This window comes from Collinsella ihumii (assembly GCF_030385545.1).
Lineage (GTDB): Bacteria > Actinomycetota > Coriobacteriia > Coriobacteriales > Coriobacteriaceae > Collinsella > Collinsella ihumii.
On the sequence record NZ_JAUEIQ010000004.1, the window covers coordinates 76,730 to 100,032 of the forward strand.

A 23,303-nucleotide genomic window follows, 5' to 3' on the forward strand; every position below is an offset into this window, starting at 1 on the left:
ATGTTCGCATCGGCGAACAACAGCCTGCTGGCGCAGCTCGACACGCAGCCGCGCGTGCGGGACTTCCTGGAACGCGCCGTCCGGACCGACCGCGCGAGCCACGCGTACCTGTTCGTGGGGGCGCCCGGATCCGGCAAGCTCGACGCGGCCTGGGCGCTCGCGCAGGCGCTGCTGTGCGAGCAGGGCGGCTGCGGCGCGTGCGACAGCTGCATCCGCGTCGCGCGCAAGACCCATCCGGATGTGCATCTCTATGAGCCGGAAAGCGCCACGGGATACCTGATCGCCCAGATTCGCGACCTGCTCGAGGACGTGGCGCTCGCGCCCATCCGCGCCCCGCGCAAGGTCTATATCGTCGACCGCGCCGAGCAGCTGCGCGCCAATTCGGCAAACGCGCTCCTCAAGACGCTTGAGGAGCCGCCGGAGAACACGACGTTCATCCTGCTCGGCACCTCGACCGACGTCATGCTACCCACGATCGTGTCGCGCTGCCAGTGCGTGCCGTTCCGCATGCTGTCGACCGATGAGTCGACGGATGCGGTCGCGCGCGCGACCGGCCTGCCCGAGCCGCGCTGCCGCATGGCGGTGGCCGTGGCGGGAAGCCCCGCGCGGGCCGCGGCGTTTCTCAAGAGCGCCGAGCGCCAGGAGGCCCGCCGCCAGATGCTGCGGGCGGTCGATGCGCTCCCGCGCGCTGACGAGGCGGACATCCTGCTTGCGGCCAAAGACCTCATGGTCGCCATCCACGCGCCGCTCGCCGACGTCAAATCCACGCAACAGGCGGTGCTGGAGCAAAATGCGGACTACCTCTCTCGTGGAGCCTTGAAGCAGCTCGAGGAGAGGAACAAGCGCGAGCTTTCCGCGCGTGAGCGTTCGGGTATCATGGAGGCGCTGGCAAGCGTGCGCACCCTGCTGCGCGACGTGCTGATGCTTCTCGAGGGCGCGCCGGACGGCGTCGTCAACGACGACGTGCGCGACATCGTCGAGCGCCTCGCCGCGTCCACCACGACCGCCGGCGCTATCGCCGCGCTCGAGGCGGTCGGCCGCGCCGAGAAGCGCATCGCTCGCAACATTACCCCCCAGCTGACCGTCGAGGTCATGCTCTTCGATATCAGAAAGGCGCTTGTATGCCTGTAGTTGTTCCCGTCAAGTTCCCCTTCGCGTCGCGCGATCTGTGGTTCGACCCGCACGGGCTCGATATCGTGCAGGGCGATTACGCCATCTGCTCGACTGAGCGCGGCACGGAGTTCGGCATGGTGACCGCCGATCCGCGCGAGGTCGCCGAGAAGGACCTGTCCGCCCCGCTCAAGCCCGTGCTCGGCATCGCGAGCGACGCCGATTGCGACCGCGCCGACGAGCTCGCGCGTCGCGGCGAGGCCGCCATGGCCGACTTTCGCGAGCTTGTGGAGAAGAACCAGCTCGACATGAAGCCCGTGGGCGTCGAGTTCCTCTTCGGCGGCGAGAAGGTCGTCTTCTACTTCGCCGCCGAGGACCGCGTCGACTTCCGCCAGCTCGTCAAGGACCTGTCGAGCCGGTTCCGCATGCGGGTCGACATGCGCCAGATCGGCGTGCGCGACGAGACGCGCCTGGTGGGCGGCTATGCGCATTGCGGCCAGGAGCTGTGCTGCACGCGCTTCGGCGGCCAGTTCGAGCCGGTGTCGATCCGCATGGCGAAAGAGCAGGACCTGCCGCTCAACTCCTCCAAGATCTCGGGCGTGTGCGGCCGTCTGATGTGCTGCTTGCGCTACGAGTTCGAGGCCTACAAGGACTTCAAGGGCCGCGCGCCCAAGAAAAAGGCGATCATCGAGACCCCGCTCGGCCGCGCGCGCATCCAGGAGTACGACACGCCGAAGGAGCAGCTGGTCTTGCGGCTCGAGAGCGGCAAGGTGTTCCGCGTGAACCTGGCCGACATGACGTGCTCCGACGAATGCGTCAAGCGCAGCAAGGAGCAGGGGTGCGCCTGCCGTCCCGACACCGTGACGCGCGACATCCTCGACAAGATCGAGTCGCCCGAGATCAAGCTCGCCCTGATGGAGCTTGACCGCGAGATGGGCGTCGATGTGGGAGACGGGCTGGACAGCTCCGACCGCATCGCGGCCTCGAGCCCGACCCCGCGGCGCAAAAAGCAGCGCGAGGCCGAGGCTGCCGCCGCGGGCCAGGGTTCCGGCAGGTCCTCGCGCGGGCGCGGCAAGGGCAAGGCGGAAGCGGACGCATCGGACGCCTCCTCTTCCCAGCGCCGTCGTCGCCGTCGCTCGCAGGCCGCCGACGGCGCTGCTCCCGAGGCCGCCGCACAGCGCGAGGCTTCCGCGCAGCAGCCCGCAGGCGCCGCGCCTTCGCGCCGTCGCCGCCGCCACTTAAGCGCCGAGGACCGCAACGAGGCGTTCCGCAACGCTGCCGCCCGCGCCCAGGAGCAGGAGCGCGCGACCGAGGGCAAGGCCGCCCCGTCAGATCAGGCGGCTCCCGGTCGTTCGCGCCGTCGCCGCCATAAGTCCGCGGCCGAGGGCGCACGCTCCGAGGCCCCTCGCCAGCAGCAGTCGAAGCCCGACGTGCCCTCGGTGGCGGAGCAGGTGGCCTCCGGCGAGGTGAAGGTCTCGCGCCGTCGTCCCGGAGACGGCGGGGGAGCTGCGGCGAAGAGCACGCAGGCCCCCGACGCCGCGCGTCGCGATCAGGCGGAGGCCGGAGACGCGGCGGCAACGCAGAAGCGCCGCCGCAGGAGGCGTTCGCGCAAGCCACGTTCAGGCGGCGAGGGAGATTCCCCGCAGCAGTAACCCGATAAGATGACGGCGCCCCGGCAGACGGGGCGCCGTTTTTTCATCGGGGCGGCGCCGATACCGCGTGCGCCCGGCACGCCCTGCGCAAAGAATGCGCCGCGCTCGCGCATGCGGGGGTGCGGCGCGGGGTATAGTCTCAGCATTTCAGGCGAGGGCGGTAAGGGGGTGGCCCATGTCCAGGCAGGTTCTCGCGACGCTGCTCGAGCAGGCGCGCGATGCCGCGCTCGAGATCCTCTCTCCCACGCGGTGCGCGGGGTGCGAGCGGCCGGGCGCGCTCGTCTGCGAGCGGTGCCTGCACGAGCTGAGGCTTATCGACCCATCGCTCAGCTGCATCCGCTGCGGGGCTCCCTTCGGCAGCCTGGTATGCACCGAATGCACCCCGCTGCAAGAGGGGGCGGCCCCACCGATCGCGCGGGCTCCCGAGCGCGTGCTCGCCATGGCGGAGTTCGCCGAACCGCTTGCCCGGATGATCCGCGCCTACAAGGATGCGGGGGAGCGGCGCCTGGCCCCGCTGTTTTCCGAGATGCTGCTGGATACCGCCGAGCACGCCGAGGCGGTGGCGCCCGAACGCTACGGGGGCATCCTCTCGGATGCCGACGCCGTCTCGTTCGTGCCCGCGACGGCCTCGGCCTTTCGGCGGCGCGGCTTCGACCACATGGAGCTGCCCGCGCACCATCTGTGCGAGCTCGCGGGCAAACCGCTGCTCGACGCGCTGGCAAAGCACGGCGCGTCCGACCAGCGCGCGCTGGGGCGCGAGGGCCGGCGCCGGGAGGCGCTCGGCGCCTACGAGGTCGTGGCCGACGTCGCGGGCATGCGCGTGCTGCTGATCGACGACGTCGTCACCACGGGCGCCACCGTCGCCGCGGCAGCCGATGCCCTCATCGGCGCCGGCGCGCGCCATGTCGATGCGCTCTCCCTCGCGCGCGTCGTGGGCGGTTCGTAGGGGATGCCGAGTGCAAATCGGGGGACGTACCTTCCGCGTGCAATAGTGCACGCGGAAGGTACGTCCCCCGATTTGCACTCCCGAGAAGGGCGAAGGGGTCCGCTCTGTGTCATCGGCCCCCCGTCCCCCTCCTAGGAGAAGGCACGGGCCGATCGGCGTTTCCCATGATGAACAGTGCGTCAATTTTGCGTTGAAGCGGTCGCAAGCTGGTATACTGCGCATCGTTCCCACCAGGCTGTGGTTGCGGATGAGCGCGGCGACCTGCCGAAACGCTCTTCCTAGTCCAAGGCAGACGCGGCCAAAGGGATCCACGTAAGCGACCGCGTGCGCGCGGCGCGATCATGGCGCGTCCTAGAGGTAAGCCGCACCGTCCGTTCTACATGCCAGGGGCGAAACGCGCCCCGCGGGCGAGCGGGCTAGTCGTGATGTCCGCTGCGGCGGACTGAGCAAACGCCCCGGTGCGCAGGTGTGGGGTCAAAGACCAGGTCAGCTGGGGGAACAAACTGCAGCAAGCGCGCGGGAGGCGTGTTCGGCTCCCGCGCTGCTCATACGGATGGATGGTGACGGTCGAGATGGGTTGCGCTGGGATGGGGCGAACGGGTCGAGCTGTTGCGACGGCGCTTGCGTTGGCCGCCGCCATAGGTTCGTGCGGATGCTCGTTTCTTATCCCCTCGCGCGCGGACGTGGTGCGTGAGGAGGTCGCACCCGCGCTCGGGTCGAGCGACCTGGTGCAGGAGGGCGTGCTGACCGTCGCGTTCGACACGGCGAGCGCCCCCGAGGGAATCACCGACGCCGACGGCACCGTGACCGGCTACTATGCCGACGTGGCCGCCGCGCTTGCGCAGCGTCTGGGCCTCAAGGTCTCCTATGTGGACGCCACCAGCTCGTCTCAGGTGCTCGAATCGGGCCAAGCGGACATCTATCTCGGCGCCTCGACGTCCGACGAGGACGAATCGATCGCCGTGTTCGGCGACTGCCTGGAAGACTCCTCGGCACTGTTCGCCAAAACCGACGAGGGCCAGACGCTGAGCGTCGACGACCTGGCGTCCATGACCGTCGGCGTGCAGGGCTCCTCCGCCGCCCAGGATTCCCTGAACAAGGCGGGAGTCGTCGGCCAGCAGAGCACCTACATGAACGTGAACGAGTGCTTCGAGGCGTTGAGCTCCGGCGAGGTCGATTGCGTGGCGTGCGACGCGACGAGCGGCGGCTACCTTGCGCGCGCCTACGAGGGCGTCTCGTTCGCGGGCACGCTCGATGCGGTGAACGTGCTGGGCATCGCGGCAAGCGAGGGCAGCTCCACCCTGATCGACGAGGTGAACGGCGCGCTTGAGGACATGGCGGACGACGGCACGCTCGACGCCATCCACGCCACCTGGTTCGGGACGCTGCCCGTGTCGCTTTCCGACCACATGCTCACGGGCATCACGGTCGAGTCCACCGGTCCCGACGATGCGACCGGCGACGGCGGGGACACCGGCATCATGCTGCTCGACGGCATCGACATCAACGAGCTCGGCGCATAAGGCGGCGCATCAGGGTCGGACGGCTTCGCATAACCTAATATCGGTCCCACGAGACGCTCGTATCGGTGTTCGGCGGCGTCAAATTCGCCAACGGGCGAGTTTCATTTGCCGTTTTTCTACCAAATTTTGTGGGTACAACACAGATACGTCCTGTTCCCGGATAGAAAAGGAGCCACGTATGGATATCAAGGTTTCTGGGCGGAAGACCACAGTTACCGATGCTCTGCGTGCGCGCGTAGAAGAGAAGGTCGGCGAGGCGTGCAAGGTGTTCGACATAGAACCCATGACCGTCGACGTCGTCCTGCGTTATGAGAAGAACCCCTCCAATCCCACCCCTGCCATCGTCGAGGTCACGGTTCGCGCCCGCGGCTCGGTCATCCGCGTCGCCGAGCACGGCACCGATATGTACTCGGCCATCGACATCGCGTCCGACAAGGTCACCCGTCAGCTGCGCAAGTTCAAGACCAAGGTCGTGGACAACCGCCAGCAGGGCCCGTCGGCGGCGGACGTCGCGCCCGTCAAGCCCGTCGAGGATCTGGCGGACCTGCTGATTCCCGAGGAGGAGGACGACCAGCTCGTCCGCGAGAAGATCATCGACATCACGCCGATGACCGAGGAGCAGGCCCTCGTCCAGACCGATCTGCTCGGACATGACTTCTATGTGTTCGAAAACGCCACCACGGGTCTGATCAATGTGGTCTATCACCGTAAGAATGGTGGATACGGCATCATCAAGCCCAAGATCGAGGACCCCGACGAGTAGAATGCTCTCAAGCATGACGTTTTCGGATGGCGGCCATCCCATGCGGGGTGGCCGCTTTTTTGATACGCGAAAGGGTTTCTATGAACAGCACCTCAGCGGGTTCCGGTCACGCGCAGCGCGCGCGGATCGTCGTCGACACCTGCGCCGACCTGACGCCGCAGATCGCGGCGTCGCTCGATGTCGACATCCTGGGCTTCCCCTATATCCTGGACGGGGAGGAGTACACCGACGACATCTGGACCTCGATCACGCCCAAGGAGTTCTACGACAAGCTGCGCTCGGGCGTGAAGGCGTCCACGTCGGCGGTGTCGCTCGGCCGCTACCTCGAGTTTTTCACCGAGTGCGCCAAAGAGGGCACGCCGACGGTCTACCTGTGCTTCACCTCGGCGCTCTCGAGCAGCTACAACTCGGCGCTGTCCGCGGCCGATCAGGTGCGCGAGCAGTACCCCGACTTCGAGCTCTACGTGGTGGACAACGCGCTGCCCTGCGCATGCGGCGAGCTGCTGGCACTCGAGGCGGTGCGCCAGCGCGCCGCCGGCCTTTCTGCCAAGCAGATCGCTTCGTGGGCGGACGAGGCCAAGACCTACGTGCACGGCTACTTCACGCTCGACAGCCTGGATTCGTTGGCTGCGGGAGGCCGCATCCCGCCGGCGGCGGCCCAGCTGTCCTCCAAGCTCGACATCAAGCCCGAGCTCTCCTTCGACCTGTCCGGCTCGCTGTCGCTGATCGGCGTCAACCGCGGCCGCAAGAAGGCGCTCAAGTCGCTCATCAAGTCGTTCAAGGAAAACTACGTGCTCGACCCCTCGCTGCCCATCACGATCGTGTCGGCCGATGCGGAAAAGGACGCCGACTGGGTCGAGGCCGCGGTGCGCAAGGAGGAAGGTTGCTCCGACATCACGATCATCCGCGGAGCGGTCGGCCCCACCATCGGCGCGCATGTGGGCCCGGGCATGGTCGCCTTGATCTTCTGGGGGCGCGACCGCGCCGAGAAGATCTCGCTCACCGACCGTATCGCCAAGAAGGTGCGCGGCGCGGACGCATAGCGCATCCCGGCTGCGACCTCGTGCCGGATGCGGGATGGCCCGGCCGGCATGCCACCGAGGCCCGTGTTTCTCGCGTGAGACGTGCGCGAGAGGGCGGGTTGTGGGTAGATACGTGTTTTGATTTGGCTATACACACCTGAGATAGGAGTTCGTTACATGGCAGACAAGAAGCCCAGCATCGCGTTTATCGGCACCGGCATCATGGGCGCCCCCATCGCCGGCCACATCCTGGACGCCGGGTACGACGTCACGGTCTACAACCGCACGAAGTCCAAGACCGACGATCTCGTCGCGCGCGGCGCGCACTGGGCGGAAAGCCCCGCCGAGGCGGCGAAGGACGCCGATGTCGTGTTCACCATGGTCGGCTTCCCCACCGACGTCGAGGAGATCTACCTGGCGGGCGACGGCCTGCTGCAGTCCGCGAAGCCCGGCGCCTACCTCATCGACCTGACCACGAGCTCGCCCGAGCTCGCCCGCGACATCTCCGAGGCCGCCGAGACCATGGGCAAGCACGCCTTCGACTGCCCGGTGACCGGCGGCGAGGCGGGCGCGATCGCCGGCACGCTCACGCTGATCATCGGCGCCACCGAGACCGACGTCGCCCCGGTTCGCGAGGTGCTCGAGACCTTCTCCGCTAAGATCTTCTGCTTCGGCGGCGCGGGCAAGGGCCAGGCGGCCAAGCTCGCCAACCAGGTGTCGCTCGCCGCGTCCATGGTGGGCATGGCCGACGCCCTGTCGTTCGCCCAGCAGTCCGATCTCGATCTGGACCTCACGCGCGAGATGATTCTCGGCGGCACGGGCAAGTCCGGCGCCATGGAGCAGCTCGCGCCCAAGTCGCTCGTGGGCGACTGGAAGCCCGGCTTCATGGTCAAGCACTTCCTCAAGGATATCGGCCTGGCGCTGCAGGTCGCCGAGGAGAAGGAGATTGCGCTGCCCGGCGCTGACACCGCCTTCACGCTCTACGACATGCTCGAGGCCATCGGCGGCGGTGAGCTGGGCACGCAGGCCGTCACGCTGCTGTACCAGGAGGAGGCCGAGGCGGTCGCCGCCGGTCTCGACTGGTCCAAGTACACCGCCGCCCACGAAGAGGACGACGAGTGCGGCTGCGGCCACGACCACGGCCATGGCGACCACGAGTGCACCTGCGGCCATGATCACCACCACGGCGACGACCACGAGTGCTGCGGCGGCCACCATCACGACGATGGCCACGAGTGCGCCTGCGGGCACCATCACGATGAGGACCACGCGGAGTAGCGCATGGAGATAGCATTTCTTATCTGCTCGCTGCTGCTGTTGCTGTTCGGTGTCTACATCGGGTTTCTGATCGGCAGCAATGTGGGCGAGCGCGCGGTCACCAAGGCGGACTACTGGAAGATGAACGCCGCGGCGATCATCGTCACCGTGCTGCTCGCGTTCATCTTCGCGGGGCTGCCGCTGCTCTACGGCGCGATCATCGGCCTGCTTGCCGGCTGCATCGCGGGGCTCAAGATGGCCTTCGGGGAGTCGACGGGTCCGTGGCGCGCGCTTGATAAGATGTTCAACGTCAACCGTTCGCACCGTGAGACCGCCGAGCGGGGAGGCGGCGAGGAGCGCCGTCGCCGCCGGAAGGAAGGCGCGCCGGCTCCAGATCTGATCTCGGTTACCGAGGACAAGCGGTCCAAGACACGGAAGAACGCAAAGGATGCGAGGTAATAGTTTATGGCAGAAGAGCTAAACCAGGAGTTGACCGCCGAGGAGGCCCAGCGTCTGGCCGGCGTCGAGCACAACCGCGACGCGCTGGCGGCCCTGATCGACGACCTTGCCGGCCGCAGCCGCTTGAAGCGCCAGCTTGCCGCGCGCGTGGTTCATCTGCTCGCCGAACGCGAACCCGACCTGCTCGTACCCTACATCTCCGACCTCATCGACGCACTGTATCGTCCCGAGGCGCAGACGCGCTGGGAGATCCTTGACGCGCTGACGATCCTCGTGCCCGATCACGCCAAGGAGATCGGCGCCGCCTACGACGGGGCCGAGGCCGCCCTGTTCGATGACCTGTCGTCGACGCTTCGCCTGTCGGCGTTCCGCATGCTGTGCACGTGGGGCGCTACGGAGCGCGGCCGCTCCAAGAAGGTGTGGCCGATCCTCGACGAGGCGATCCAGTGCTATCACGGCGATCTCGAGTACCGCGATATGCTCGGCTGCCTGCACACGTTCGCGTCGGGCAAGATCGAGGGCGGCGTGGCGAGCGAGCTGGCCGGCCGCCTGCAGTTCGATGCCGAGAACGGGAAGGGTTCCTACCTCAAGGCCCGTTCCGGGGAGATTTACAACGCGCTGGTCAAGCGCTTCAAGCTCGACCATCCGCAGAAGCGCGCCCGTGCTGTCGCCAAGGACAGCGACATGGACGACGACGAGGAGTAGCCGTAAAGGACCTGCGGCTGCCGACGCGCGCGCTCGCGCATGCGGGTTCGCGCCTGAGTGAAGGAGTACCTACCCATGGGTCTGGTTCAGAAGAAGGAAGAGCACGACGTCATCGACGGCATCGAGATCATCGAGCGCTCCGATACGCCCGATGACCTGCCGACACCCGAGTACGATCTGATTGCCGGCAAAAGCGCCGAGGACATCGCCGCCGAGGCCGACGGCGAGGACGAGGCCGATGACGCCCAGGAGCAGAGCGCCGTGGGCGCCGCGGGCGCTGGCAGCCATTTCGGCCGCCATGCCAAGAAGGACGCCGACGACGCGAAGGATGCCGAGCCCGCGGCGTCGTCCGATGTCCCGCGCGGGCCTTCCGACACGAAGGACGGCACCGGCGCGGGCGGCACGGGCGGCGGCAAGAGCAAGATGCCGCTGTTCGCGGCCATCGCCGTCATCTGCGTGATCGTCGCCGCGGTGGTCGGCTACTTCATCGGTTCGGGCGGTTTCGCCTCGGGTGCCGAGGGCATCGACACGGCGACGCTCACCGACGACCAGCTCGACACCACGGTCGCCCGGTATTCGTACAACGGCGAGGACCACGACGTGACGGCGCGCGAACTCATCGAGTCGCAGTACAGCCTGGATGCGGTGAAGCAGGACGACGGCACCTACCCGACGCCCACCGCCGACACCGCGATCGCCTACGTGCGCAACCAGATCCTTCTGGGCGAGGCCGACGCGCGCGGCATCACGGTCTCCGAGGACGAGATGATCCAGTTCGCCCAGGACACCATCGGCATGTCCGACTTCGCTACCATGGCCGAGCAGTACCAGGTGAGCGAGGACCAGGCCAAAGAAATCGTGCGCCAGCAGGCGACCCTGCAGAAGCTGTACGACCAGATCGTCCCCGAGAGCACCTCGACGGTGCCCACGGCGCCCACGGAGCCCGAGAACGGCGACACCTCGACGCGATCCAAGGAGTACGCCGACTACATCATCGGGCTTGCCGGCGACGAGTGGGACAGCGCGGCCGGCACCTGGGCCTCGCAGGACGGCCCCTACTACAGCGCGCTGTCGGGCACCGATTTCACGGCCGATTCCGCGAGCTACGAGCAGGCGCTGACCGCCTACTACACCGCCTACCAGCTGTACGCGCAGTCGAGCTCCGAGGCCACCACGACGTGGTCGGAGTTCCGCAACGGCCTGTTCGCGAACGCCGACATCGACCTGTACGGTCTGTATCAGTAAGGATGCGCGCATGCCGCTGCGCATCGTCATAAGTGATTGCCTGCTTGGAGCCGCCTGTCGCTACGATGGGGGCTCCAAGCCTCATTTGGGGTGCCTGCGCCTGGCCCGGCGGCTGCGCGCTCAAGGCGGCGAGCAGGCGGTTGCGCCCATCTGCCCCGAGATGCTCGGCGGCCTGCCGTGCCCGCGCACGCCCGCCGAGGTGCGAGGGGACCGCGTCGTGCGCTCCGACGGCGTCGACGTGACGCGCGCGTACACGGACGGTGCGGCCCGTTCGGTCGATATCGCGAAGGCCTCGGGCGCGCGGCTTGCTATCCTGAAGGCACGGAGTCCGTCATGCGGGTCGGGCGCCATCTACGACGGGACGTTTTCCGGACGGGTGGTGCCGGGCGACGGCGTGGCGGCGCAGATGCTGAAGCGGGAGGGATTCACCGTGGTCGATGAAGAGCTGGTCAAGTACTGCGAGCCGAGTTTTGAGCATCCGGTGGCCATCGTGCTGGGAAGCGGCCTGGGCGCTGTGGCCGATCGCGTGCGCGCGGTGCGCCGTATTCCCTATGAGGACATCGAGGGGTTCCCGGCCGAGGCGATTCCGGTCGAGGAACATCGCTTCGAGGTGCTCGTGGGGACGATCGACGGCATGCCGGTGGTGGTCTATCCCGGCCGCGTGCATCTGTATCAGGGGTACTCCGCCCTCGAGGTGACCTCCCTCATCCGTCATGCCTATCGCCTGGGTTGCCGGGACATCATCCTCACCTGCGCCTCGGGCGCGGTGGGCGATATCGAGCCGGGCACGACGGGCATCATCCGCGACCAGCTGAACCTGACCGGCGTGAATCCGCTGGCGAGCGCCGCGTGCGTGGCGGAAGCCGAGATCGAGGTACCGTTCATCTCCATGGCGGGCGGGTATTCGAGCTATCTGGCGGAGTTCGCCCGCGCCGCCGCGCAGGATGCCGGCGCACCGCTTGCCGAGGGCGTGTACGCCGGGCTTCTGGGCCCGACCTACGAGACGGCGGCCGAGGTGCGCGCGCTGGGCGTGCTCGGAGCCGACTACGTGGGCATGTCCACGGTGTGCGAGGCGATCATGGCGCATGCGCTGGGCATGCAGGTGCTGGGGCTCACGCTCGTGACCAACAAGGCCGGGCTGGCGTCCAACACGCATGCGGAGGTGCTGGAGGAGGCCGAGCGCGGGGGCGAGGTCTGCCAAAAGATCATCCTGGGCGTCCTGCGCTATCTGGGAGGCTCGCACGCGTAGGCGGATGCAGCCCTCCGCCTTTTCGCGCGGCGGGGCGCCGGGCGCGATGCGCCACTTCGGGCCGATGCCGTTCACGGATGCGGGTGCTGCTCGCGCTGCGGGCTTGTATGGTGTACGAGGCATGTGCCGCGCTGCACGGGAGCAGCGCGGTCGTAACCATGAGAGGATGGCACGAATGATTTGCGGTGCACTGACCGATCTGCCCCGGTACCGGGGGATGATGCGCGGACTCGATGTGCTGATCGACTGGCTTGAGGAAAACGATCCGGCGCAGCTTGCGTGCGGAAGCCATGAGATCCTGGGCGACAAGGTGTACGCCAACGTGATGGAGGCCACCACCCGGTGCGCTTCCGAGGCGCACTACGAGACGCATCGTCGCTACCACGATGTGCAGATCGACCTTTCGGGGCGCGAGGCGTATCGCGTCGCGCTGGGTGATACCGTGCAGGTGGAGCCGTTCAACGAGGCGGACGACTTCGAGCTCGTGGACGCCGGTGCCTTTATCGAGGGCGATCTGGCGGATGGGAAGTTCGCGGTGTTCGTCGTCGGGGAGCCGCACATGCCCACGCTCCAATACGGCGACGACGGCGCGCAGCCCGTCAAGAAGATCTGCTTCAAGGTGCTTGCCGACGATTTCTGGGATGCGTAGTTTTGTGGAGGCGAAACTGACCCCTTGCGCTATAGCCCGACAGGCCGTACTATAAGCAATCGTCGGATGCAGAAATCCGGCCAATACAAGCCAACGTGGCTCAGCTGGTAGAGCAACGCACTCGTAATGCGTGGGTCAGCGGTTCGAATCCGCTCGTTGGCTCCATTGATTGCAAAAAGGGTCCCCACAGGGACCCTTTTTCATGCCGCGCCATCGGGGGAGTGCAAACCGGGGACGTACCTTCCGCGTGCATTAATGCACGCGGAAGGTACGTCCTCGGTTTGCACTCGCTACTATTCGTTTTCGGGCTCGTGTCCGGCGCATTAAAGCCCGCGAATCAAGGCCGCATGGAGCCTAGCAGGGGTTATAAAGGCCTTGAGATGCATCTCGAGGTTCGCGCAAAGGCTCATGAACGGCAGGGAAGGGCGCACGGTCCCTCGGTATTCCCCTCGCGTGCGTGCAAGAAAAAGGTACGTCCCCGATTTGCAAGAGGTGTGGACCAGTGGGGATGGTTAAACGTGTAAGCAGACAAAGCGAACCAGTTCATACCAGTTCGTTGTTCATCACATATATGAAGGAAGTGTGGAGTACGAAATTTTACTTTTACGAAATAAAAGAGCCTGTTCCAGCAGGTGAAAGACCATCCGCTCAAGGGGAATTCGGAAGAAAATAATGTGCTGGTAATGACGCAAAAAGTAGGGTGGGCGGTAGAAAAACGTCTGTGAATGGCGGATTGGGACCGCTTGCAGGAAAACACATAACAAACAATCGTGCGCCTGCTAGAATGGAGTCACACGTCACGTGGTTACTACCAGTTTTCGTGAAGAGAAGCAGGCGGCTGCGAGAAAAAGCATCCCGCGGAAAGGTGGGTTTCATGATCGGTTTCATCCTTACGGGGCACGCTCAGTTCTCCAACGGTCTTGCGAGCGCTATCGACATGGTCGCCGGCGACCAGCCCGCGTTCCAGATCGTTCCGTTTGACGGGTCCAAGGCCGCCAGCTACGGCGAGGACCTCCGCGCCGCCATCAGCGCCATGCGCGCCGAGACCGACGGCGTTCTCGTGTTCGTGGACCTGCTGGGCGGCACGCCGTTCAACCAGGCCATGATGATCTCCCAGGACATCGCCGATGTCGAGGTGGTCACCGGTGCCAACCTGCCCATGCTGATCGAGCTTCTGCTCACCCGCGGCGCAGGTTCGACGCTCGACGAGCTCGCCGACCAGGCGGTCGAGATCGGCAAGATGGGCATCGTCCACAAGAAGCTCGAGGCCTCCGTTCCCGAGGGCGACGAGTTTGACGGCGAGGACGGTATTTAATGGAGGGCTTCTGGGGAAGCGTTCTGTCCTCCTCGGTGGCGCTGCTGATACTTTTCGCCATCATGGGGGTCGTCTACCTGATCTGGTCTCAGGTGGGCGTCAGGAAGAAGCGCAACTACTTCAAGGAGCTTCACAACGAGCTCGCCCCAGGCCAGGAGATCATGTTCGCCGGCGGTATCTACGGAACCATCAAGAGCATCAACGGCGACAAGGTCGAGGTTAAGGTTCGTTCCGGCGCCGTAATGGATGTCTCCCGCTACGCCATCCAGGAAATCCAGCGCTAACCTCCAGGGATTCGGTTTTTCGGGAGCCTTCGCACAGGGACTCCCTGAACAAACGTCATTGTACGTGCAGGACTACAGAGCAGATACGAAAGGATGCGTACCAACATGGCAGAGCCCAACATTCTTCTTACCCGCATCGATAATCGTCTGATCCATGGTCAGGTCGCCACCCAGTGGAACTCCACCCTGGGCGCCAACCTTATCCTCGTTGCCAACGACGAGGTTTCCAACAACACCATGCGTCAGAACCTCATGAAGATGGCGGCCCCGGCCGGCGTCGCCACCCGTTTCTTCTCGCTGCAGCACACCATCGACATCATCGCGAAGGCGTCGCCCAAGCAGAAGATCTTCATCGTGGCCGAGACTCCGCAGGACGTGCTGAAGCTCGTCAAGGGCGGGGTGCCTATAAAGAAGGTCAACATCGGCAACATGCACATGTCGGAGGGAAAGCGGCAGGTTGCAACGACGGTCGCCGTTGACGACGCCGACGTCGCCGCTTTCAAGGAGCTTCAGGATTTGGGGGTGGAACTGGAGATCAGGCGTGTTCCGAGCACGCCGGTTGAGGACGTCAGCAAGCTCTTCAGCTAAGAGTCGTCGTCTCTCAAGCGCGTCGGTTGGCATGTGCCCGGCGCAAACAGTCGTAACAGTTCGCATTGAACACATTCGAAAGGAGGAGCATAGATGGACGTTAATGCTGTTCAGATCATTTTGGTCTTCTTGGTCACCTTCGTCGCGGCTATCGACCAGTTCGACTTCCTGGAGTCGCTGTACCAGCCCATCGTCACCGGCGCTATCATCGGTGCCATCCTTGGCGATGTGAACACCGGCCTGATCGTCGGTGGTACGTATCAGCTCATGACCATCGGTAACATGCCGATCGGAGGTGCCCAGCCGCCCAACGCGGTCATCGGCGGCATCATGGCTGCTATCTTTGCCTGCACGCTCGACATGGATCCGGATATGGCCGTTGCCACCGCGATTCCGTTCGCGCTCCTCGGCCAGTACGGCGTGACCCTGTTCTTCACGCTGCGCGCTCCGCTGCTTGAGTTCTTCCGCAGCGCTGCCGAGAAGGCCGACACCAAGGCGATCACCAAGTGGACGATCATCTCAGAGATCATCCTCGGCCTGATCTTCGCTGTCATCGTGACCCTGTTCTTCATCGGCGGCCTCGCCGTCGGCCAGCAGATCGTCGACGCCATCCCCGCATGGCTCAACACCGGTCTGTCCCAGGCGGGCAACATGATGAAGTTCGTCGGCTTCGCCATCCTGCTCAAGATCATGATGAATCGCGATATGTGGGGCTTCTTCTTCATGGGCTTCGGCCTTGCCCTGATCGCGAGCAACATCGAGGCCATCGCCGGCCCCGCTCTGCTCATCCTTACCCTCATCGGCTTCGGCATCGCCTTCTGGGACTTCCAGCAGCAGACCGAGCTGAAGGGCGCATTTGACGGAGGTGACTTCTCTGATGGCATCTAATGAGTTCGTCGTCCCCGAGCGCTATGAGGATCTGACCCCTGCTCCGCAGGTCGACCAGAAGACTCTGAACCGTATGGCCCTGCGCTCTTGCTGGCTTCAGTCTTCGTTCAACTACGAGACCATGCAGTCCGGTGGCTGGCTGTTCGCCATGATCCCCGGTCTGGAGAAGGTCCACACCAACAAGAAGGACCTCGCGGCGTCGATGTACCACAACCTGGACTTCATCAACACGCACCCCTTCCTGGTGACCTTCGTTATGGGTATCGTTCTGTCCCTCGAGCAGAACAAGGTTGATACCCAGACCATCCGCGCCGTCCGCATTTCCGCGGCCTCGCCTCTGGGCGGCATCGGCGACGCCCTGTTCTGGCTGACGCTCGTGCCCATCACGGCCGGCATCACCTCGAACATGGCCATCGCCGGCAACATCGCCGCTCCGATCATCTTCCTGGTGATCTTCAACATCGCTCAGTTCGCTTGCCGCTTCGGCCTGATGAACTGGTCCTACCGTGTGGGCACCGGCGCCATCGATGCGCTGACCGCCAACATGCAGGCGTTCACCCGTGCAGCCTCCATCCTCGGCGTCTTCGTCGTCGGCTGCCTGACCGTCACCATGGGTGCCACCCAGATCAACCTCACGATCCCCAACGGCACCACCCGCGGCCTTGCTGCCCACACCATCGTCGTCTCCAACGAGGATGCCGAGAACTTCGCTGACCTGGCTGTCGACACCGACACCGCCGAGGCCGGTACGCTCGCCATCAGCGATATGGACGGCAACGCCCTGACCGCTGCCGACGCCGACGGCAACGCCGTCGAGACCGGCATCGTCGACCTGGGCAACGGCATGAGCCAGGTCACCTACGGCGAGGTTACCGAGACTCCGGTTTCCTACTCCGTGGCCTCCACGCTCGACTCCGTGCTGCCCAAGCTCGTCCCGCTCGCGCTCGTTCTTCTGCTGTACTTCCTGTTCGCCAAGAAGAACTTCACGCCGATCAAGGGCATCGTTCTGCTGCTCATCATCGGCATCGTCGGCGCCCTCCCCTTCATCAACCTTTGGGGTTAAGGACGGTTTAGCAGGGATGCGCGCGCCCACGTGCGCATCCCTGCTCACATTGAGATCGATGTGAACGGCCGCGACCCGCACGCGTTGAGGGACGCGGCCGTATTGTTTTTTCGCATGCGGCGAGACCGCTGGGACAGTTCCCCTCGGAATTCGAGGAGATCTGTCCGGGTCGTCTTTTCGCATAACCGGTAAGGAGGGTGACGCGCATGGCGATCGCAGCTCGCAAACAGCCGCTGTATGACCAGCTGGTGGATATTCTGACCGAGAAGATCGAGCACGAGTACCGCCCCGGCGACATGCTGCCCTCCGAGCGCGAGCTCTCCAAGTACTACGGCCTGTCGCGCACGACGGTGCGCCTGGCGCTGCAGGAGCTCGAGCGTTTGGGTCTCGTCGTGCGCCAGCACGGGCGCGGGACCTTTGTGGCCGACCGTTCCGTGCAGACCACAAACCTCTCCCAGACCTACAGCTTCACCGAGCAGATGCGCGAGTTGGGCCGTAAGCCCGCGACGACCATCCTCGAGTTTTCCGAGATCGAGTCGGACAAGAACCTTGCCAGCAGCCTGGGCGTGCGCATCGGCGACAAGCTCTTCAAGATCAAGCGCCTGCGCAGCGCCGACGGCGTTCCGATGATGGTCGAGCGGACTTATCTTCCGGTGCGCAAGTTCATGTCGCTCAAGCGCCCCATGCTCGAGCATGAGTCGCTCTATCACGTCATCGAGCAGTACTTCCACGAGAAGATCCGCGTGGCGGAGGAGGAGTTCTTCGCGAGCATCGCCCGCCCCGCCGACGCGCATCTGCTCGACATCAGCGAGGGCGCGCCCGTGCTCGACCTGGTGCGGACCACGTACAACATGGGCAACGAGATCATCGAGTACACGCTCTCCGTTGCCCGTGCTGACCAGTTCAAATACAAGATCTTCCACTATCGGAACGAATGATCCGAGCACCTCAGTGCACCTGCGAGAGCTGAGCGAGCACGCACTCGGCCCTCGCAGGGGCACTCGTGCACGACAGACCGGTTACGTTCGACCTGTCGAGACGGGTAGGGGATGCCCTGTCATCTGGGGGGCTTGCGGCCGACAGAGGATGCGCGGTCCCCTGATACGTGGTGGCAGTGCTTGTCGACGGCTTCGTCGCCAAGCCGAGCTTGTTTGCAAAGGAGTAGAAATGTTCGAGAAGGACCTCGAGGCGCTGAAGGCCATGGGCGCCCACATCACCACGACCGAGATTAAGCAGCAGCCTGATCTGTGGCGCGACGCCTACAACATCTACAAGGAGAACAAGGCGGGTGTCGAGGAGTTCCTGGCCGATATCAAGAAGCTCGGTCGCGTGAGCGTCGTGTTCGCAGGCGCCGGCACGTCCGATTACGTCGGCGACACGGTGGCGCCCTACCTGCGTCACGCCGGCGACACCGACGCCTTCAACTTCATGCCCGTCGCAACGACCGACATCGTCTCCGCGCCGCTCGACTTCCTGCGTCCGGACGATCCGACCGTGCTCGTCTCCTTTGCCCGCTCCGGCAACAGCCCCGAGAGCCTTGCCGCCGTCGAGGTCGCCCGCAAGGTCGTGAAGAACATCAAGTTCCTGAACATCACCTGCGCCCCCGAGGGCAAGCTCGCCGTCGAGTCCGCCGACGACCCGAACGCCTACACGATCCTGATCCCGCGCGCGAACGACCAGGGCTTCGCCATGACGGGCAGCTATTCGTGCATGTCGCTCATCACCATGCTGCTGTTCGATTGCTCTGACGAGGACGCCAAGGCCGCATGGGTCGAGACCGCTGCCAAGATGGGCGAGGAGGTCGTTGCACGCGAGGCCGAGATCGCCGAGTTCCTGAACTGCGACTTCAACCGCATGACCTATCTGGGCTCCGGCTCCTTCGGCGGCCTCGCCCAGGAGGCTCAGCTCAAGATCCTCGAGCTCGCCCGCGGTCTTGTCGCCACCTCGTGGGACACCTCGATGGGCTACCGTCACGGGCCCAAGTCCTTCGTCGACGACAAGACGCTCGTGTTCGTGTTCGTGAACAACGACGAGTACACCCGCCAGTACGACCTCGACATCCTTGAGGAGATCAACGGCGACGGCATCGCCATGAAGACGATCGCCATCCAGCAGGAGGGCGCGACCGCCTTCGAGCACGCCTCCTTTACGTTCAAGGGCTACGACGCGCTGCCCGAGGGCTACCTGGCCCTGCCCTTCATCATGGTCGGCCAGACCGTGAGCCTGCTCAACTCCGTGCGCGTGGGCAACACACCCGACACGCCGAGCCCCACCGGCACCGTCAACCGCGTGGTGAAGGGCGTCACGATCCATCCCTACGGCGCGTAAGTAAGCGCGACGCGACAGCTTGCCCAGCCCGCCTCGTCGAGTCCGGCGGGGCGGGCATTTTACTACACGAGGGGGCGTACCCTTCAGCTGTAGCACCAGCAGAATGTGAAAGGAGAGCTCAGCATGAGCACCTATGCGATTACCGCCGATACGTTCTTCTTCCCGACGCGTGTTGCGCACGGCGGCTACCTGATGGTCGAGGACGGCGTGTTCGGCGCCTATACGACCGAGAAGCCCGACTGCGAGATTCTCGACTACACGGGCAAGCAGATCGCTCCCGGTTTCGTCGACACGCACATCCACGGGTTCGACGATCATGACGTCATGGACTGCAAGGCCGACAGCGTGCGCACCATCTCCCGCGGCATCCTGCGCAACGGCGTGACCTCGTGGATGCCGACGACGCTGACCGCCACCACCGAGCAGCTCGCCGACGCCTGCGCAAGCGTGTACGAGGCGAACGAGGAACCGGGCGAGGAGCCCATGGCGCGCATTCAGGGCATCTTCCTGGAGGGCCCGTTCTTCACCGAGAAGCACAAGGGCGCTCAGAACCCGGCCTACCTGTCGGCCCCGCAGATCGAGAAGCTGCGCGTGTGGCAGGATGCCGCGCACGGCCTCGTGAAGAAGATCGCCATCGCCGCCGAGTACCCGGAGAGCCCGGACTTCATTCGCGAGGCGCGCAAGATGGGCGTCGTCGTGGCGCTTGGCCACTCCGATGCGGGCATCCTGGAGGCCCTGGCCTGCCTGGACGCCGGCGCGACGGTGTTCGTCCACACGTACAACGGCATGAGCCCGCTGCATCATCGTGAGCCCGGCATGGTCGGTGCCGCGCTGTATTCGGGCGATAAGTCGTTCTCCGAGCTCATCTGCGACGGCCATCATGTGAATCCGTTCGCGGCCGCCATCGTCATGAACGCCAAGGGCCGCGAGCACACCTGCCTCATCACCGACTGCATGTGCGCCGGCGGCATGCCGGACGGCGATTACTTCCTGGGCGAGCTGCCGGTGATCGTGAAGGACGGCACGGCGCGCCTGAAGGACGGCGGCTCGCTCGCCGGTTCCATCCTGCGCATGAACCAGGCGGTCAAGAACGTGGTCGACTGGGGCATCGCCACGCCGCAGCAGGCGGTCTACATGGCCACCCAGGCGCCCGCCGAGGCCAACGAGATCGACGACGTGTGCGGCTCGATCCGTCCCGGCCGCGCGGCCGACTTCGTGGTGCTCGAGCCCGATATGACGCTCGTTGAGACCTATCTGGGCGGCGCGTCGGTGTATAAGGCGTAAAGCTTCTGCTCGGCCCCCTGCCGGGGGATGTGCACATAAAAAAGACGGTCGGGGTCGCCCCCGGCCGTCTTTTTCATGTGCGCCCGTCCCCGTTGGCAGGGGGCCGCATGTTTTAGAGCGTGGAGAACCGGTACTCGATGACGCTCTCGTACGGATGCTCGGGTCCGCAGAAGCACTGCGGGAAGCTCGGGATGTTGGGCGTGTTCGGGTAGTACTCGGGCTCAAAGGCAAAGCCGTCGTTGGCCCGGTAGGTCGCGTCGTCCTTGGCATGCTCGTCGCCCACGAAGTTGCCCGTGTACAGATGGGCGCCGGGGGTCGTGATGGAGATGTCGAGCACGCGGCCGCTCTCGGGGTCTTCGGCGTGGAGGGCGGGACGCAGGTGCGCGCCGGTCGCGCGGAACCCGTCGACGCAGAAGCAGTGGTCGAAGCCGTGGGCGATGCGGAGTTGCTCGTCGTCGGCCTCGATATCGCGGCCGAGCGGCTTGGGCGAGCGGAAATCGAACGCGGTGCCCTCGACGTCGCGCAGCTCCCCGGTGGGAACCGAGTGCTCGTCGACGACGAGCACCTGCGACGCGTTGACGGAGACGACCTGTCCCAAGATGCTTCCGGAATCATGGCCGGCCAGGTTGAAGTAGGCATGGTTGGTCATGTTCACGAACGTGCGGCGATCGGAGGTCGCCGCGTAGCGCAGGCGCAGGACGCCGGCGGGCGTGAGCGTGTACTCCGCCGTGAACGCGCGCTCGCCGGGAAGGCCGAGCTCGCCGTGGGCGAGGGCGGTGGTGAAGCGGACGGTGTTCTCGGCGTCAATGACCTCGGCGTTCCACACGCGCTTGTGCAGGCCGTGATCGAGGTCGGTGTGGAGGTTGTTCTCCCCTTCGTTCTTCACGAGGTGCCACGTCTCGCCGTCGATGGTGAGCTCTGCGCCGCCGATGCGGTTGGCGGAAGGGGCGATGGTCGCGCCGTAGCAGGAGGGGTTGGCCGCGGTATAGCCGTCGATTGTTCCGTAGCCCAAGACGATGTCGGCGCACTCGCCGTTCTCATCGGGGGCGTCGATCCCGATGATGGTGGCGCCGAAGTTCATGACACGGACGGTGATGCTGCCGTTGTCGATGGCATAACAGGTGACCTGTGCGCCATCCGGTGTCGTTCCAAAAGGTGTTGCGCTGATCATGGTTCCTCCTTGTTCGAGGTGCGTAAATTCGCTGCCCCCATTATAGGGAAACGACGGCCGATTGCCCTTGCCGGGCGGCGCCGGGGCGGGCTCCTACAGGCCCATCTCCGCCTTGAGGCGCGCGAGGTCGTCGTCGACGGTGGCGTCGTTGACCGCAGAGGCGTACTTCTTCTCGAGGTCGGCAACCTCATCTGCCGGCTCCTCGTTCAGCTCCGCCATGGCGTCGGCGGTGTCGAGCATGCGATCCGCCTTGGCCTCCATGCGGTCGAACGCCTCGATGGCGCTCTCGGCGCGGTCGGAGCCGGAGGTGAAGCCGGCGACCTTCTCCTGCGTCTTGGCGACGGCGACCTTGGCCTTGATGGTCTCGCGGCGGCTCTTGAGGTTCTCGATGTCGCTCACGAGCTTGTCGTGCATCTGGCGCATCTTGTCGGCGTTGGCGTGCGCGGCGTCATAAGCCTTCTCCAGCTCGGTGCCGGCGGTCGCGAGCTGCTGCTTTTTGCCCAGAAACGTGCGTGCGTCACTTTCGTTGCCCGCGGCGAGGGCCTTCTTCGCGAGGTCCTCCATGCGCGCGATCTCGGCGGCGTTGTCGTCGACCATGCGGCGGCAGCGCTTCTCCTCGGCGATGACGCCGGCGGTCTCCTGCTTGACCTCGGCGAGCGACTCGGTGAGGTCGACGAGGTACTGGTCGATCATCTTCGCCGGATCCTCGGCGTGGTCGAGCAGCTCGTTGATGTTGGCTTTCACGATCGTGGCGAAGCGCTCTAAGATTCCCATTGCATTCCTTTCTGCAGGGAGGCCGGTGCCTCTTCTTCTATGTCGCCGCCTTGCGGGCAAGGCGGCCTATCGACGCGCCGATCAGCTTGTGGCGTCATCTTCGTATTTATCCGCCAGGTCCTCGATGTCCGAGTCGCCGAACGTCTCGAGCGGGGTGTTGAGGATCTTCTCCGCCTGCTCGCGACGCTCGCGGTCGGCCGTCCTCTTCTTCTTGACGATGAAGGCCGCGATGCCGCCGACCACGGCGACGCCGACGACCGCCAGCCCCACGGTCCCCATCATGTCGGATGTCTGCTTGCGCTCAGCTGCCCCCATGATGAGGTCGGCGGTGTTCGCGAACGCCTCGGAGAATATCTCCTCCTCGGACAGCGAGTAGTCGTTGTAGGCGCGCTCGATCTGCGTGGCGAGGATGCTGCACGCTTCGCTGTCCATCACGTCGGCGGCCAAAGACCCGATCGCGTAGCCGCAGGTGTACGAGCCGTTCCCGTCATTGCAGAAGACGAGCAGGAAGTGTCCCTCGTCGCTGAAGAGCTGGTCGTAGAGCTCCTCGGCGAGATCGGTGAGCTGCGACACCGACGTGCTGGTCCCGTTGGGCAGGATGTACACGTAGGGCTGCACGCCGGTCTTCTCGTAAAACGCGCGCATGCCCGACTCGAGGGCCGCCGGATCGTGGATCCAGTCGCCGTCCTGGTCGGTGTAGTAGGCGGTCTCGGTGACCGAGCCGGGAGCCAGCTCCTCGCGGACGACGGTCGATGCGTTTTGCGCGGTGTAGTCGGACGAGCAGGAGGGCATGAAGGCCGCGACGAGCGCTCCGAGCAGGGCGAGCACCACGAGGGCGATGATCGCGCCCGCGCATCCGCCCCGTCCTCCGCTTCCGCCTCCACGCACCGGGCCCTTGCCTCCGCCGTCCGTGACGACGACGGCGGGGCGCCTGTTCATGAGGCTCCCCATGAGAAAGCCGCCCAGAAAGCCCCCGCCCGAGGAGCGCGGGGGCGGTCCCCCCCATGCCTCCCATGGGCGCGCCGCCG

General features: G+C 65.3%; 23 protein-coding genes and 1 tRNA gene. 21 read left to right on the forward strand and 3 right to left on the reverse strand.

Annotated features, from left to right (window positions below; translation table 11 throughout):
• The 21 genes from holB (at window position 1) to nagA (ending at window position 20,330) form a co-directional block, all read left to right on the forward strand.
• Window positions 1-1,131 (forward strand): DNA polymerase III subunit delta', encoded by a 1,131-nt coding sequence (gene holB, locus QVN30_RS05200; RefSeq protein WP_289835695.1) that lies wholly within the window; start codon window positions 1-3, stop codon window positions 1,129-1,131.
• Window positions 1,122-2,762, forward strand: a complete 1,641-nt coding sequence (locus QVN30_RS05205; protein ID WP_289835696.1) for a PSP1 domain-containing protein — start codon at window positions 1,122-1,124, stop codon at window positions 2,760-2,762. Before holB ends, QVN30_RS05205 begins: the two co-directional genes overlap by 10 nt.
• A 175-nt stretch (window positions 2,763-2,937) precedes the next feature.
• On the forward strand, window positions 2,938-3,708 hold the full coding sequence (locus QVN30_RS05210; RefSeq protein WP_289835697.1) for a ComFC family protein: 771 nt from the start codon (window positions 2,938-2,940) through the stop codon (window positions 3,706-3,708).
• A gap of 587 nt (window positions 3,709-4,295) precedes the next feature.
• A complete protein-coding gene (locus QVN30_RS05215; RefSeq protein ID WP_289835698.1) occupies window positions 4,296-5,231 on the forward strand; it encodes a substrate-binding periplasmic protein in 936 nt (311 codons plus the stop codon).
• A gap of 178 nt (window positions 5,232-5,409) precedes the next feature.
• Entirely contained in the window at window positions 5,410-5,994 is a 585-nt protein-coding gene (gene hpf / locus QVN30_RS05220) for a ribosome hibernation-promoting factor, HPF/YfiA family (RefSeq protein ID WP_087200298.1), read from the forward strand.
• An 80-nt stretch (window positions 5,995-6,074) separates the two neighbouring features.
• Complete coding sequence (locus QVN30_RS05225; RefSeq protein WP_066828673.1) at window positions 6,075-7,037, forward strand: DegV family protein; 963 nt, start codon at window positions 6,075-6,077, stop codon at window positions 7,035-7,037.
• A 156-nt stretch (window positions 7,038-7,193) separates the two neighbouring features.
• Window positions 7,194-8,294, forward strand: a complete 1,101-nt coding sequence (locus QVN30_RS05230) for an NAD(P)-dependent oxidoreductase (RefSeq protein WP_204563156.1) — start codon at window positions 7,194-7,196, stop codon at window positions 8,292-8,294.
• Window positions 8,295-8,297: 3 nt separating this feature from the next.
• Window positions 8,298-8,732, forward strand: a complete 435-nt coding sequence (locus QVN30_RS05235; RefSeq protein ID WP_066828669.1) for a hypothetical protein — start codon at window positions 8,298-8,300, stop codon at window positions 8,730-8,732.
• A 6-nt stretch (window positions 8,733-8,738) separates the two neighbouring features.
• A complete protein-coding gene (locus QVN30_RS05240) occupies window positions 8,739-9,437 on the forward strand; it encodes a hypothetical protein (protein ID WP_087200305.1) in 699 nt (232 codons plus the stop codon).
• Window positions 9,438-9,512: 75 nt separating this feature from the next.
• The gene (locus QVN30_RS05245) at window positions 9,513-10,682 is read left to right on the forward strand and encodes a hypothetical protein (protein WP_289835699.1); all 1,170 of its coding nucleotides are present in this window, start codon (window positions 9,513-9,515) and stop codon (window positions 10,680-10,682) included.
• Between the two features lie 10 nt (window positions 10,683-10,692).
• The gene (locus QVN30_RS05250; protein WP_289835700.1) at window positions 10,693-11,931 is read left to right on the forward strand and encodes a purine-nucleoside phosphorylase; all 1,239 of its coding nucleotides are present in this window, start codon (window positions 10,693-10,695) and stop codon (window positions 11,929-11,931) included.
• A 175-nt stretch (window positions 11,932-12,106) separates the two neighbouring features.
• On the forward strand, window positions 12,107-12,580 hold the full coding sequence (locus tag QVN30_RS05255) for a NanQ anomerase/TabA/YiaL family protein (RefSeq protein WP_289835701.1): 474 nt from the start codon (window positions 12,107-12,109) through the stop codon (window positions 12,578-12,580).
• 89 nt (window positions 12,581-12,669) lie between these two features.
• Window positions 12,670-12,745 (forward strand) — tRNA-Thr (locus QVN30_RS05260).
• Between the two features lie 709 nt (window positions 12,746-13,454).
• Entirely contained in the window at window positions 13,455-13,895 is a 441-nt protein-coding gene (locus QVN30_RS05265) for a PTS sugar transporter subunit IIA domain-containing protein (protein ID WP_066828659.1), read from the forward strand.
• Window positions 13,895-14,179 (forward strand): preprotein translocase subunit YajC, encoded by a 285-nt coding sequence (gene yajC, locus QVN30_RS05270; RefSeq protein WP_087200312.1) that lies wholly within the window; start codon window positions 13,895-13,897, stop codon window positions 14,177-14,179. Before QVN30_RS05265 ends, yajC begins: the two co-directional genes overlap by 1 nt.
• 105 nt (window positions 14,180-14,284) lie before the next feature.
• Entirely contained in the window at window positions 14,285-14,767 is a 483-nt protein-coding gene (gene agaV / locus QVN30_RS05275; RefSeq protein WP_066828655.1) for a PTS N-acetylgalactosamine transporter subunit IIB, read from the forward strand.
• Window positions 14,768-14,860: 93 nt separating this feature from the next.
• A complete protein-coding gene (locus QVN30_RS05280; protein ID WP_066828653.1) occupies window positions 14,861-15,655 on the forward strand; it encodes a PTS mannose/fructose/sorbose/N-acetylgalactosamine transporter subunit IIC in 795 nt (264 codons plus the stop codon).
• A complete protein-coding gene (locus QVN30_RS05285) occupies window positions 15,645-16,718 on the forward strand; it encodes a PTS system mannose/fructose/sorbose family transporter subunit IID (protein ID WP_087200313.1) in 1,074 nt (357 codons plus the stop codon). Before QVN30_RS05280 ends, QVN30_RS05285 begins: the two co-directional genes overlap by 11 nt.
• A gap of 206 nt (window positions 16,719-16,924) precedes the next feature.
• The gene (locus tag QVN30_RS05290; protein ID WP_066828649.1) at window positions 16,925-17,656 is read left to right on the forward strand and encodes a GntR family transcriptional regulator; all 732 of its coding nucleotides are present in this window, start codon (window positions 16,925-16,927) and stop codon (window positions 17,654-17,656) included.
• 229 nt (window positions 17,657-17,885) lie between these two features.
• Window positions 17,886-19,046 (forward strand): SIS domain-containing protein, encoded by a 1,161-nt coding sequence (locus QVN30_RS05295; RefSeq protein ID WP_204540640.1) that lies wholly within the window; start codon window positions 17,886-17,888, stop codon window positions 19,044-19,046.
• A 123-nt stretch (window positions 19,047-19,169) separates the two neighbouring features.
• The gene (nagA, locus tag QVN30_RS05300) at window positions 19,170-20,330 is read left to right on the forward strand and encodes an N-acetylglucosamine-6-phosphate deacetylase (RefSeq protein ID WP_066828646.1); all 1,161 of its coding nucleotides are present in this window, start codon (window positions 19,170-19,172) and stop codon (window positions 20,328-20,330) included.
• A 112-nt stretch (window positions 20,331-20,442) separates the two neighbouring features.
• Here nagA and QVN30_RS05305 read toward each other — a convergent pair whose 3' ends face one another.
• From QVN30_RS05305 to QVN30_RS05315, 3 genes are all read right to left on the reverse strand, one after another.
• The gene (locus QVN30_RS05305; protein ID WP_289835702.1) at window positions 20,443-21,501 is read right to left on the reverse strand and encodes an aldose epimerase family protein; all 1,059 of its coding nucleotides are present in this window, start codon (window positions 21,499-21,501) and stop codon (window positions 20,443-20,445) included.
• A 93-nt stretch (window positions 21,502-21,594) separates the two neighbouring features.
• A complete protein-coding gene (locus QVN30_RS05310) occupies window positions 21,595-22,275 on the reverse strand; it encodes a PspA/IM30 family protein (protein ID WP_289835703.1) in 681 nt (226 codons plus the stop codon).
• A gap of 81 nt (window positions 22,276-22,356) precedes the next feature.
• The gene (locus tag QVN30_RS05315) at window positions 22,357-23,214 is read right to left on the reverse strand and encodes a hypothetical protein (RefSeq protein WP_289835704.1); all 858 of its coding nucleotides are present in this window, start codon (window positions 23,212-23,214) and stop codon (window positions 22,357-22,359) included.
• Window positions 23,215-23,303: the final 89 nt, after the last annotated feature.